The following is a 13,763-nucleotide window of genomic DNA, read 5'->3' on the forward strand; positions in this document are numbered from 1 at the left end:
AAGGTGTGTTGCGTCCTTTTGTTGGCAAAGGGAAGGTGCGGCGACAGTCGGGATGACGCCCAGACAGAGCCGGGCTGCACTTGGCGCGAATGGCGAGACGCGAGCAACTGCGGTTGCCCCATATCCGTGAGCTGCTGGTGGAATGCACCGATAACGCTCTGGAACACGTCAAAGGATTGACGAGCAGCGAGGACGAGGCCAAGCGGAACAAGGGCACGCAACTTCTGGCGGTACTGTCGCCCTCTGCCGTGAAGGTGTACCCGCTTGGCGAGGACGAGGCCCGATTGGAAACACTGGAGGCTGCTGTGGCAGGCATGAAGCAGGACAAATCATGACCACGGCAGCGAAGCGCAGGAAATTGGAACAGGCAGAGGTAGCCTTGCACGCCCAATGGGTCGCCGCGTGGACAGACTGGGCTGGCAAAGCCCTGCGGGAATGGGCGAGGATTGACCCCGATTGGAAGCGCAAACACGACGCGCTTTTCCAACCGTTGTACGAAGAATGGGCCTCGGCAGTCCAGCGAGGAGAAGAGGCCAGCTTCCTTGCGATAGGGGCGTTACTTGCCAAATGGTGGGAAAGTGCGCCGGAATTGTGGGCGTGGCTATGGCGCGTAATGGGCTACTGGCTAGCCCAAGACCTTCGCTGCTGGCCTTCTGGACTGGAGAAACCGCCGAAAGTGCCGTCTGGGATGGTGGAAAGGCTTGCTGCGGAAGCGGAGAGCGGTGAGGACGTGGCCCTGCTCCTTACCACCGTAGTTATTCCGTAGCTGCCAAACAAAGAATCCGCCGTGTGGCGGATTCTCTTGGGGGAGATGAGGTGGTGTAGATAAATCAGAAAGCTAAATCCTTATGAAAAGCTTAAATATTGTGATCATTATGACTTTCGCTATGATTTACGAAACTGTCGTAAGCTGTCTTGAGTTCCTCATATGCCTCTGCCCCATTACCGAATTTGTCGAAGAAACACATAAAGATATGATCATCTCCACAGCTATATCTTGATCTAAGGAAGTCTTTGAAAGATTCCCATTCTCCAATCACCTCTCTTTCAGCAGTGGTTGTATGTCTTGCAGCGTATCCATTTAGAAACGAAAATATCTCATTAACAGTACCCTGCACCGTATACATCCTCGGCCTGCATATCAGATATCTTATGGATTCCATTTTATCTCCTATAGTTTTAATTTCAATATCTTATTAGGTGATATTGGCTTCCCATTGAGGCAGAAAGTTGTCTTTGCTCTTAATTCTGGTTTGTCCCAAATAGTTCTTAATTCCTAGCTAGTGAAACCAAGAGGAATCAGATTCTTAGACCCAAATAGAACAACTTCCTCGCCAGTTATCATCATCATATCCGTCAAATCAAAGTGGATGCGATCATTACCTTTCATGGCGTTAAGTAATTGTTCACCGAAATTTGCCGCTCGAGGGTCCAGACCTAAGTCCTCCCAATGCATACCATTAGGTATCTGCTTCTTAAAGGGGCCAACTCCTGTACTGCCACGAATTCTCCCGTTCAAACCTAGGAGAAGATCACCACAATCCGTGTTATGCACCAACCAACCGTCCTACCCCACATAGTACGTATGCGCCTCACTGACGGTGAGGTTGAACATCTCCTGCGTCTTCTGAACGTTGATGACGTTGGCGACCAACCCAATGGTGCCATCGGCCTGCTTGATCTGATCGCCAATCTTGAGGTGGCCTGCGCCGACCCATTGCTCACTGAGGTCCTCATACCCCTCCGGCTTAGGCCGGGGCTGGGTGTCCGAGCGCTCCGTGACGTAGAAGGGATGCTCTCTCTACCAAGGCTGCAAATCCACCACCGTCACTTCCGGCTCGCAGAGGTTACGAAATGGAATGCCGCTTAGGCCCAGCCCCCGGCTGACATAAGCGGGCGTGCCGTGTGCCCCTTCCACCCAGCCCATGGCGTACCGCTGCCCGTAGCGGCTGGGCACCATTGGCGCGCCGATGACGGGCAACCTTACCTGACCGCCGTGCGTGTGACCGCACAGGGTCAGCCCCACCTCCTGCGGCAACGCGGGGAGCAGGTCAGGATTGTGTGTCACCAGCAAGGTGGCCCGCTCCCCGGCGCCGGCCAGCGCCGTTCCCACATCCGGCTGACCGTGCCACAGGTCATCCACGCCGCCCACATATAGGTCATCCCTGAGGGGGCGGCCTGCATTGCGCAGGATGGTTACGCCCGCGTTGGCAAAGGCCGCTTCCAGAACCCCACGTTTGGCCGACCAGTCGGTGCGCGCTGGGCCATAGTGCCGGCCACCATATCGGCCAAAGCTGCCGTAATCGTGGTTGCCCCACACGCCGTAAACGCCCAGCGGCGCCCGCAGCCGGGCCAGTTCGGTCAGCAGCGCCTGCGGTTCCTCATCCAGCCGGCTGTCCAGCTGGTCACCGCCCAGCAGCACCAGGTCTGGTGTCTGGGCATTGGCCGCATCAACCCAGGCGCGCACGCTGCCCGCGCCGATATACAGGCCGTAGTGCAGGTCGGTCAGGAACACCACACGCAGGGGCGCCTTCAGGCCCGGCAGCGGGCGGGCGTGGCGGGTCACGCCGAAGCGGTAGGCCTGCGCCGTGCCCAGCCCGCCCGCCGCCAGCAGGCCCAGGCCGCCGCCGCCCAGGGCACGCAGCACCCGCCGCCTCGTCACCATTGCCATGCCCCGACCCTACGCCAGCGCCCCTGCCGGGGGCATCCGCCGAAAGAGGGGCGCGCTAGACTTGCCTCCATGTCTGTGCCCCTGCTGCTGGTCATTGATGTTCTGGATGAGGAGGCCGGTCTGGCGGATGTCGAAGACAGCCAGGGCCGCACCTATCAGCTGCCGGCCGAGTGGCTGCCCGGCGCCGCTGACGGCGCGGGCTACCAGGCCGAACTACGGGGCCAGACCCTGACGCTCTCCCCATTTGCCGACGCCGCGCGGCTGCTGCGCGAACGCAGCAAGCAGACCCTGCTGGACTTCAGTGACGCGCCCGGAGAAGACCGGTGAGCCGCCAGATTGTCGTCATTCCCGACCTGCACGGGCGCCCGGACCTGCTGCGCGCCGCGCTGGACCAGTTTCCCGACGCGCATTACGTGGGCCTGGGCGACGCCATTGACCGGGGACCGCGCAGCCTGGCCACCGTGGACAAGCTGCTGGAACTGCATCAGGCGGGGCGCGCGACCCTGCTGATGGGCAACCACGAGCGCATGATGCAAGAAGGCATCAAGTGGTACCGCCTGTACGAGGGCACGCACGATCTGGGCGATTACCGCAAGGCCATGGAGGGCTACCAGTGGTGGATGCGCGCGGGCGGCGCCACCGTGCGCGACGAACTGGGCGGCCTGACCCTGGAAAAGTTCCCGCCGCTGCTTGAGGCGTACCTGAAGGTGCTGCGGCGCGTGGTGTACGTCACGGCTGACGGCGAGATTCATGACGAGGTGCCGGCCGGGCAAAGCAGCGTGCTGATTGCCCACGCCGCCCCCCCCGTCAAGCACCCGCAGCACGACAGCCCGCTGTCGGCGGCGCTGTGGCTGCGGCCCTACGAAGGCCCGTTTCCCCTGCCGCAGGGCGTGACCTACTCGCTGCACGGCCACACGCCGGTGCCCACGCCGTGCCGCCTGAGCCGCCACCTGTACCTGGACCTGGGTGCCTACGAAACTGGGCGCCTGGCCGTGGCCGAGGTCAACGTGCATGGTCTGCCGCAGGTCACCGTGCTGTGCGGGCGCGGCGAGCCGCACCGGGGCCGGCGCTACGCCCAGTTTGGCGAGCCGATTCCCGTAACGCCCGTGGACCTGCCCGGCGCGCCCAGGCGGTAGGCTCCCCCGCTGTTTCTGGCTGGGGGCAGGGTGCATGATGGATCATGTCCTCCAGGCTGCCTCTGCGTTTTCCTACCCTGCCTGTGTCGGCCCACCGGCGTGTCCGGGTCCTCTCCAAGGTGACCCAGGCCCTGCTCTCCGCCGTGACCACCGAGGAGGTGGTCCGCGTGATGCTGCGTCAGGGCATGGCGGCCTTTGGGGCCGACAACGGCGCCGTGCTGCTGAAAAACGCAGAGGGCGGCCTGACGCTGGTGGGCGCCGCAGGCTATGAACCAGAGGTCGAGGCCCGCTACGCCACCATTGCCCCGGAGTCCCAGATGCCCGTCATGCGGGCCATGCGCGAAAACCGGGTGCTGTGGCTGGAAGATATGCCCGGCGCCACACAGACCAACCCTGAACTGGCCGTCTACGAACTCCTGATGGGGACGGCGTCGGGGGCAGCCCTGCCCCTCTGGGCCGGCGAGACGCGCGGGGCCATGGCCCTGACCTTCGTCCCGCCCCGTGAGTTTCCGCCGGACGACCGCGCGTTCATGACCACGCTGGCGCGGCAGTGCGCCCAGGCGCTGGACCGCGCCGGGCTGTATACCCGCGCGCGGCAGGACCAGGCCCACCTGCGCGCTCTTTGACGCCTCGCCGGTGGGGGCCGCCCTGGTCGAGCGCCAGACCGGTCTGGTGGTCAAGGTCAACGGCGCGCTGCTGGGGCTGCTCAACGCTTCCGCCGCCGAGGTGGTGGGCCGGCCCATCAGCGATCAGCGCGGCTGGCACGAGAACGGAAGCAGCCACAGCGGCGAATACGAGGTGACCCTGGACCTGCCGCAGGGCCCGCGCCGCCACCTGGCCGTGACGCGACAGGTGGTGGACACCGCCGGCACTCCCTGCGAGGTGCTGTTCGTCCGGGACCTGACCGAACTGCGCCTGAAAGAGGAACACGCCCGGACCCTGGACAGCCAGCTGTGGTATCAGGCCCACCACGATCCCCTGACCGGCCTGCCCAACCGCACCTCACTGCACGCGCGCCTGGACGAGTTGCTCCGTGAGTTGCCAGCCGATCCGGCGCCGGCAGACGCGGCCGCCCAGCCCAGCGTGTGCCTGGCGCAGCTGGATTTCACGGGACTGGAAGAGGTGGACAGCGCGCACGGCTACGCGGCGGGCGACCTGGCCCAGCAGGCGCTGGCCCGGCGGCTGCGCGATCACCTGCCTCCAGGGGGACTGGCTGCCCATACGAACGGCAGCCTCTTTGCCCTGACCTTTGCCTGTTCAGGCAGCGAGCAGGGCATGGCGACGCTGCGTCAGCTGGCTGAGCGCCTGGACGCCGAATTCACGGTGCAGGGCCACCTGGTCAGCCCACGGCTGCGTGCCGGAATCAGCTGGGCGCCGGCCCATGGCCAGACCGCCGACGCCCTGATTCGCACCAGCCTGAGCGCCCTGTCCTACGCGCGCGGGCGCAGCGGCGCCACCCTGGAGGCTTACCGCCCCGCCCTGGATGGACCAGGCCCGTGAACGCCTGACCCTGCAAACCGAACTGCGCGCCGCGCTGGGCACGCCGGGCGGGCTGGTAGTGGCCCTGCAGCCCATCGTGGACACGGCCGCCGGGTGCCTGGCCGCCGCCGAGGCCCCGGTGCGCTGGCCTCACCCGGCACGTGGCCTGCTGCCCCCCGGCGCCTTTTTGGACCTTGCCGAAGACGCCGGGCTGCTGCCCGAGCTGGGCGAGCAGGTCCTGCGGCTGGCGTGCCGGGCGGCGGCCCGCTGGACGGGGAGCGCCGCCCAGGCCCAGGTAAGCGTGAATGTGGCGGCGGCCCAGTTTGAAGCCGGTGACCTGGGGGCCCAGGTCTCAGCGGCCCTGAGTGAAGCTGGGCTCTCGCCCCGCCGCCTGAAGCTGGAACTCTCGGAGCGCTCGGTGCTGGCCGACATTCCGGCGGCCCGCGCGCAGTTGCAGCGCCTGCGGCAAATGGGCGTGGGGGTGGCTCTTGACGACTTTGGCACGGGCTACGCCAACCTGTCGGTGCTGACAGCCCTGCCGATTGATGACCTGAAGATAGACCGCTCGTTTATTACCGACCTGCTCAGCAGCCCCGCCGCCCGCACCCTGGTGGAAAGCGTGGTGGCGCTGGCCCGCCGCCTGGAGATCGGCGTGATTGTCGAAGGCGTCGAAACCGGGGCGCAGTGGCGCGCGCTGCAGCGTCTGGGCTGCACCCGCTTTCAGGGCTACCTGTTCGCCCGCCCGCTGCTCCCCACCGACTTTGAGGCATTTCTGGCGCGACCTGTGCCCCGCTCTGAATGAAAAGGGAGTTGTGAGGATGGTTGGAGACGAGGTAGCCCACAAAGGGAAGATAGGTCGCGCAACCAGACCAGTCGGGTAAGGCTCGGAACATCCCCGCTTACACAGGGAAAACATGCGGATGCTGAACGAGACTGGCTGGCTGAACGGAACATCCCCGCCTACACGGGGAAAACTTCAGGAACACCAGCGTCGTGTCAGCGATGACGGAACATCCCCGCCTACACGGGGAAAACGTCCACAGAGGGTTCCGATTCCAAAGCTTGTCCGGAACATCCCCGCCTACACGGGGAAAACTTCAGCCCGCGCTCAAGCGTGATCGACGACGGCGGAACATCCCCGCCTACACGGGGAAAACGTCGGGGGGCTGGACAGTGCCCTGATCAACGCCGGAACATCCCCGCCTACACGGGGAAAACAACTACACAGAGATATTCGACCTCTCAGACGGCGGAACATCCCCGCCTACACGGGGAAAACTGGCTGGTCGTTCACTCGGAAATCTGGCAGAACGGAACATCCCCGCCTACACGGGGAAAACCACATCTGTCAAACACGCGAACTCTAAAGGCTCGGAACATCCCCGCCTACACGGGGAAAACAATTTATGTTGGACTGGCCACTCGTTCCTGTGCGGAACATCCCCGCCTACACGGGGAAAACCTCCCGAAGATTGTTAACCGAGTCATAGACTCCGGAACATCCCCGCCTACACGGGGAAAACCTCAACGCGGCGGCCGCGACCTCTGTTTCCGCCGGAATATCCCCGCCTACACGGGGAAAACGAGCGCGCGGTCTCCCTGGGCCACCCCCGCGCCGGAACATCCCCGCCTACACGGGGAAAACGCAATGGCGTCATTCACGCGCACCGTGACCGTCGGAACATCCCCGCCTACACGGGGAAAACGTCACCTCCCGCTTCCGCTGCCGCGTAGAGGGCGGAACATCCCCGCCTACACGGGGAAAACACTATGGCGTCGGTGGCGCTGGACATCATCAGCGGAACGTCCCCGCCTACACGGGGAAAACAAGAAGGATGGCGAGTGCTAATGATGTGGCGACGGAACATCCCCGCCTACACAGGGAAAACTTCGGCCAGGCTGGGCAGCACCTGGAGGGGGGCGTATGGCGGAACATCCCCGCCTACACGGGGAAAACGGGAGCACCGGAGTAAGCCAAAGGCGTGATTTCGGAACATCCCCGCCTACACGGGGAAAACTTGCGTGAATTTCTCCGGGAGCGGCTGCCTAAAGGAACATCCCCGCCTACACGGGGAAAACAACTGCCGCAGGGCGTTGTTACTCGGCAGGGCCGGAACATCCCCGCCTACACGGGGAAAACCCCCAGAATTAAAAGCCCATTTTCTCAACTGGCGGAACATCCCCGCCTACACGGGGAAAACCCCGTGACGCCATCCGGCAGCATACCGAGCAGAGGAACATCCCCGCCTACACGGGGAAAACTCCCAGTAGCATCACAGGAATTTGCGAAATGCCGGAACATCCCCGCCTACACGGGGAAAACATGCCCGCGTGACACGCGCCCAGGAGCGTGTGAGGAACATCCCCGCCTACACGGGGAAAACTGAGGACACGTTCGGGGAAATCCGCATGTCCATGGAACATCCCCGCCTACACGGGGAAAACCCGCACTGAAGTTCAATAAATTGCCCAACATCAGGAACATCCCCGCCTACACGGGGAAAACGCCGGGGTCGAGGATGATGAGCAACGGTCGCGCGGAACATCCCCGCCTACACGGGGAAAACCCGTTTATTACGCAAACCCTGAAAGTCGCCAAAGGAACATCCCCGCCTACACGGGGAAAACAGTGCGAGTGGATTTTTTGTTTCCGCTTAAAACGGAACATCCCCGCCTACACGGGGAAAACTCTGTTGGCAAATTTCCCGGCCTGGGGATGGCCGGAACATCCCCGCCTACACGGGGAAAACTGGTCATCAATCTGCCGGTGGCCTCTGTCGAGAGGAACATCCCCGCCTACACGGGGAAAACGGCGTCAATGGGGTTGTACATGACCAAAGCGTCGGAACATCCCCGCCTACACGGGGAAAACCGAAGGAACCGAAGATGATTACCGAAAAGATTAGGAACATCCCCGCCTACACGGGGAAAACTGACACGGGTTTGGTTTCCCGCCTGACAGCCGCGGAACATCCCCGCCTACACGGGGAAAACGGTCTCTGGCCCCTGACTCTGTTCGTCCTGGTCGGAACATCCCCGCCTACACGGGGAAAACTGCAATTTGGTCATCTCTTCAGCCGCGCCCCACGGAACATCCCCGCCTACACGGGGAAAACGGGGCAGAGAACGACGCCGGTATCGAAAAATTCGGAACATCCCCGCCTACACGGGGAAAACTGGTCAACGGATGGCCGGATGCCCTGCGACAGCGGAACATCCCCGCCTACACGGGGAAAACACCATCTGGCCCGCTGACCGTTCGCGGCTTGACGGAACATCCCCGCCTACACGGGGAAAACCGCGCACGCAGGCCGAAACGCTGCTGCGGCAGCGGAACATCCCCGCCTACACGGGGAAAACGCCCCCACCCTCGCCTCTCGTTGGTTTACTGACGGAACATCCCCGCCTACACGGGGAAAACGCCCCATGACCAAACAGCGGCCCCGAATCCTCAGGAACATCCCCGCCTACACGGGGAAAACCCGAGAGCGTGTGGGAATTGTTCGGCAAGGATAGGAACATCCCCGCCTACACGGGGAAAACAGCGGCAGCAACATGCCCGCTGTCCGGCGATACGGAACATCCCCGCCTACACGGGGAAAACCTGAGGCCGTCCACAAAGACCAGCTCCCCAAACGGAACATCCCCGCCTACACGGGGAAAACCCCAGCGAGATAGAAGCACTCGGAAGTGCCGCCGGAACATCCCCGCCTACACGGGGAAAACCGTGGTCTGCGCGTGGTGGCCGAGCTGGAAACCGGAACATCCCCGCCTACACGGGGAAAACCAGGTCATGGCGCTGACCTTCCCGCAGCTGTACGGAACATCCCCGCCTACACGGGGAAAACGCTTCAACGAAGGCCAGATCCTCGGCCAGATACGGAACATCCCCGCCTACACGGGGAAAACGCCGACCTCGTCGCAGATGGTCAGAGCCTGATCGGAACATCCCCGCCTACACGGGGAAAACCTGTGCACCCTGTTCCCTGTTGCTGCCGTTCTCGGAACATCCCCGCCTACACGGGGAAAACTGGGGGTTTTCTGTGGACGCGATTGTCAATCTCGGAACATCCCCGCCTACACGGGGAAAACTACACCTCAAACTTTATCCCCTGCTCAATGGCCGGAACATCCCCGCCTACACGGGGAAAACCTCGGCAAGCGGTACGCAGAAGACATGGACTACGGAACATCCCCGCCTACACGGGGAAAACGTTCAGGGCGGCGACCAGCGCGTCTGCCGCCTCGGAACATCCCCGCCTACACGGGGAAAACGATGGTGCTGACATTGGGAAGGCGCTAGACCGCGGAACATCCCCGCCTACACGGGGAAAACCCTCATCCCGGATGGTGATGGTCCCTGTACCGCGGAACATCCCCGCCTACACGGGGAAAACCTGGGGAACGGCCAGGGGCGTGTTCAATAGAAAGGAACATCCCCGCCTACACGGGGAAAACTATGCGACTGGCAGAGCAGGTGCAGGTGGCGCCGGAACATCCCCGCCTACACGGGGAAAACAGGTTCAGCGTGACCGCGCCGGCTGCCATGTACGGAACATCCCCGCCTACACGGGGAAAACGAAACCTTTCCAGATGGTGTTTTTCTGAGTAACGGAACATCCCCGCCTACACGGGGAAAACGGCATGACAGCCACATGGTCCGAGCATCAGGACGGAACATCCCCGCCTACACGGGGAAAACAGCGTGCCCAGTGGAATACCGACGTTGAAATCAGGAACATCCCCGCCTACACGGGGAAAACGACGTTGGTGCTGGGACTGACCCGCACACTGTCGGAACATCCCCGCCTACACGGGGAAAACCCCGCCAGGTACTCAGTGCGGCTGGGCATCGGTGGAACATCCCCGCCTACACGGGGAAAACCTGGACCCGGCCACGCTGGAGGCCGCCCGCGCCGGAACATCCCCGCCTACACGGGGAAAACTGATATTCCCGCCCAAAGGCCGACAGGGGCAGCGGAACATCCCCGCCTACACGGGGAAAACAGACACGACGGACCCGCCGTGCTGGGGCAGTTAGGAACATCCCCGCCTACACGGGGAAAACCACCGCGCGCCCCTGCACAGCGCCCATGAGGGCGGAACATCCCCGCCTACACGGGGAAAACCTGCGCGGTGGCGGCCCTAGCCATTCGTACGCCGGAACATCCCCGCCTACACGGGGAAAACACATCGTATTTCGCTTCCAGCGCTGCAATGTGCGGAACATCCCCGCCTACACGGGGAAAACGTGCGGATACAGGACAACCGGCGCGCGGATAACGGAACATCCCCGCCTACACGGGGAAAACTCACACCGAGATCAAAGCAGCAGAAGACGGCACGGAACATCCCCGCCTACACGGGGAAAACGCTCGCGGCCGTGGTGATCGTGCCGCCCGCTGAGGAACATCCCCGCCTACACGGGGAAAACCTTACGGACGAGGACAGAGGTACGAGAACGAGCGGAACATCCCCGCCTACACGGGGAAAACAAGATATTTGACACGCTGTGCTCTTACATCCTCGGAACATCCCCGCCTACACGGGGAAAACGTGGTCGCTGAATGTCGTCAGATTGGTGTCGGCGGAACATCCCCGCCTACACGGGGAAAACCGTCTGGGCGGGCATTAAACCGCGACGTCCGCCGGAACATCCCCGCCTACACGGGGAAAACGTCCCAGTCGAGGGCGATGCGCGAGCGGGTGACGGAACATCCCCGCCTACACGGGGAAAACTGGTGTAGATCAGTTTAGTCATGTCAGTAGTCCGGAACATCCCCGCCTACACGGGGAAAACAACCACACGCTGGACCAGATTCTGGAGGACGTCGGAACATCCCCGCCTACACGGGGAAAACTACATCGGAACAATCTCGTTATCTGCCGCGTTCGGAACATCCCCGCCTACACGGGGAAAACCGCAGGCAGAGCGGGAGCAGCAGCTCCTGGGCCGGAACATCCCCGCCTACACGGGGAAAACCTGCACCCACTCATCGGGAACGAATCCCCGTTCGGAACATCCCCGCCTACACGGGGAAAACGTCCGCCATACGCTGCACAAAGCGTTCATTGGCGGAACATCCCCGCCTACACGGGGAAAACCCACCCCCACGAGGTGCCCCGGCGTCAAGAGCCGGAACATCCCCGCCTACACGGGGAAAACTTCTGGCAGGGCGTGACGATTATCGGCGGCACCGGAACATCCCCGCCTACACGGGGAAAACATTACGTTTGTAAGTGGGGTGCTGCCGAGGAGCGGAACATCCCCGCCTACACGGGGAAAACTGGCCGCAACGCCCTCCCCAAGCTCCTCCCTGCGGAACATCCCCGCCTACACGGGGAAAACATGTGTCAAGCGTTCTACTAGATAGCCTGACCCGGAACATCCCCGCCTACACGGGGAAAACAGCCCGATAACATTCCATATGGGCCATGCGAATGGAACATCCCCGCCTACACGGGGAAAACCGCTGCGCCGGGTTACCCGGCACCAGCACCGCCGGAACATCCCCGCCTACACGGGGAAAACGGGTGTGGCATCAGCAGGACGGCGACCTGGTGCGGAACATCCCCGCCTACACGGGGAAAACGAGCGAGAACGAGCGAGAAAACCAGAAAAATTCGGAACATCCCCGCCTACACGGGGAAAACAAAGCAGAGAAAGGCCTCTTACCAGCCGCAACCGGAACATCCCCGCCTACACGGGGAAAACACGAAAGGACACAATGCAGCATGGGCAGCACACGGAACATCCCCGCCTACACGGGGAAAACGCTGGTCAAGAGGAAGGCGAGTAATGGCCTGGCGGAACATCCCCGCCTACACGGGGAAAACGTTTTAAATCGTCGCCTGATGGCAAGTCATGCAGGAACATCCCCGCCTACACGGGGAAAACGCGGCGGCGGCCATCATTCTCCTACTAACGGCCGGAACATCCCCGCCTACACGGGGAAAACCTATTAACGAGATTGTAAATCTCGCTTCGGTTAGGAACATCCCCGCCTACACGGGGAAAACGGTCCTGCTCAGCATAGATGCGCCTCAGGATGCGGAACATCCCCGCCTACACGGGGAAAACTAGGATGGAAAGTCACTCAGGCAAAATGAAGACGGAACATCCCCGCCTACACGGGGAAAACGAACTCAAGCAGGCCCAGCAGTTTGTGCTGAACGGAACATCCCCGCCTACACGGGGAAAACTAGCGCCCCGTCACCCAGCAGGGCATGTGCCACGGAACATCCCCGCCTACACGGGGAAAACGGCGCCGGCCCGCATGGTGATGCTGCCGGTGACGGAACATCCCCGCCTACACGGGGAAAACGCCAACGCCAAGACGGGCGACTGGTGGAAGGACGGAACATCCCCGCCTACACGGGGAAAACGAAATCTCCTCAAGGCTGCGGAACTCCAGCAGCGGAACATCCCCGCCTACACGGGGAAAACCTGCGCCTGTTCACTCGGGTCAATGACCCCATCGGAACATCCCCGCCTACACGGGGAAAACCGCCTGCGTGATTTCCGTCAGCAGGCCCATGTCGGAACATCCCCGCCTACACGGGGAAAACCGCAGGTTGTGGATAAGGCAACCCGTCAAGTGAGGAACATCCCCGCCTACACGGGGAAAACGGCGGCAGCTTCCGCGCCCAGCAGTTCAACCAAGGAACATCCCCGCCTACACGGGGAAAACAGGGCACCAAAGCCTGCTGTGGGCGGGCGTGGAGGAACATCCCCGCCTACACGGGGAAAACGATCAGTTCAGTCGCCTGCGCCTCGGTCACTTCGGAACATCCCCGCCTACACGGGGAAAACCTAATCTCTCGTCTGACAGCGGCCTACCGCGCCGGAACATCCCCGCCTACACGGGGAAAACATGGCTTGATTGACTCCAGTGGTCACGACATTCGGAACATCCCCGCCTACACGGGGAAAACATCGCGGCTGAACATTTAGCTCCCTGCGGCGGCGGAACATCCCCGCCTACACGGGGAAAACCTGCGGAAGCACCAACACCAAAGAGGTTGAGACGGAACATCCCCGCCTACACGGGGAAAACGGTTTTTACTGGCGACTGCTACAGGGTATCTACGGAACATCCCCGCCTACACGGGGAAAACACCAAGGGCCAAGCCGTCCAGCGAGGCGAGGGCGGAACATCCCCGCCTACACGGGGAAAACGCCGTGGTGTTCCTGCTGCCCGTAGATACCGGCGGAACATCCCCGCCTACACGGGGAAAACTCTCGGGCTTTTGCGCGTTTGATGTTGCGATGCGGAACATCCCCGCCTACACGGGGAAAACCCGGAGATGTGGTTTACCCTCCCCTGCCCACCCGGAACATCCCCGCCTACACGGGGAAAACGTGTATGCCCGCACTGATTTGGGTCATCAGGGCGGAACATCCCCGCCTACACGGGGAAAACATTCCCGATCAGTTTCGGGCTCTCCACGTCCTCGGAACATCCCCGCCTACACGG

Annotated in this window: 8 protein-coding genes, 1 pseudogene and 1 CRISPR repeat array (1 of these 10 only partly in view); of the genes and pseudogenes, 7 read left to right on the forward strand and 2 right to left on the reverse strand. The window is 62.4% G+C overall.

Annotation, left to right across the window (positions count from 1 at the left end; all coding sequences use genetic code 11):
• Positions 1–89 precede the first annotated feature (89 nt).
• Positions 90–335, forward strand: a complete 246-nt coding sequence (locus K7W42_RS13550; protein ID WP_224575328.1) for a hypothetical protein — start codon at positions 90–92, stop codon at positions 333–335.
• Positions 332–766 (forward strand): hypothetical protein, encoded by a 435-nt coding sequence (locus tag K7W42_RS13555; protein WP_224575330.1) that lies wholly within the window; start codon positions 332–334, stop codon positions 764–766. Before K7W42_RS13550 ends, K7W42_RS13555 begins: the two co-directional genes overlap by 4 nt.
• An 801-nt stretch (positions 767–1,567) precedes the next feature.
• On the opposite strand, the pseudogene K7W42_RS13560 reads toward K7W42_RS13555, so the two are convergent.
• A pseudogene (locus K7W42_RS13560) lies at positions 1,568–1,711 on the reverse strand (hypothetical protein); the annotation flags it as partial.
• 90 nt (positions 1,712–1,801) lie between these two features.
• Complete coding sequence (locus K7W42_RS13565; protein WP_224575331.1) at positions 1,802–2,671, reverse strand: metallophosphoesterase; 870 nt, start codon at positions 2,669–2,671, stop codon at positions 1,802–1,804.
• Between the two features lie 69 nt (positions 2,672–2,740).
• On the opposite strand from K7W42_RS13565, the gene K7W42_RS13570 reads away from it, so the two are divergent.
• Genes K7W42_RS13570 through K7W42_RS13590 form a run of 5 tightly spaced genes read left to right on the forward strand, consistent with a single transcriptional unit; the run spans position 2,741 to position 6,088 of the window.
• Positions 2,741–2,998, forward strand: coding sequence for a hypothetical protein (locus K7W42_RS13570; protein ID WP_224575333.1), 258 nt, complete (start codon positions 2,741–2,743; stop codon positions 2,996–2,998).
• Positions 2,995–3,807, forward strand: coding sequence for a metallophosphoesterase (locus K7W42_RS13575; RefSeq protein WP_224575334.1), 813 nt, complete (start codon positions 2,995–2,997; stop codon positions 3,805–3,807). The genes K7W42_RS13570 and K7W42_RS13575 overlap by 4 nt, the downstream gene beginning before the upstream one ends.
• A 44-nt stretch (positions 3,808–3,851) precedes the next feature.
• Positions 3,852–4,433 carry a GAF domain-containing protein gene (locus K7W42_RS13580; RefSeq protein WP_224575336.1) on the forward strand — a complete coding sequence of 194 codons (582 nt, stop codon included), beginning with the start codon at positions 3,852–3,854 and terminating at the stop codon, positions 4,431–4,433.
• Between the two features lie 10 nt (positions 4,434–4,443).
• Positions 4,444–5,307 (forward strand): sensor domain-containing diguanylate cyclase, encoded by an 864-nt coding sequence (locus tag K7W42_RS23285; protein ID WP_224575338.1) that lies wholly within the window; start codon positions 4,444–4,446, stop codon positions 5,305–5,307.
• On the forward strand, positions 5,291–6,088 hold the full coding sequence (locus K7W42_RS13590; RefSeq protein WP_224575340.1) for an EAL domain-containing protein: 798 nt from the start codon (positions 5,291–5,293) through the stop codon (positions 6,086–6,088). Before K7W42_RS23285 ends, K7W42_RS13590 begins: the two co-directional genes overlap by 17 nt.
• 83 nt (positions 6,089–6,171) lie before the next feature.
• A CRISPR array of direct repeats spans positions 6,172–13,763; the repeat unit is 29 nt; unit sequence CGGAACATCCCCGCCTACACGGGGAAAAC (it continues 1,227 nt past the right edge of the window).

Source organism: Deinococcus betulae (assembly GCF_020166395.1).
Classification (GTDB): domain Bacteria; phylum Deinococcota; class Deinococci; order Deinococcales; family Deinococcaceae; genus Deinococcus; species Deinococcus betulae.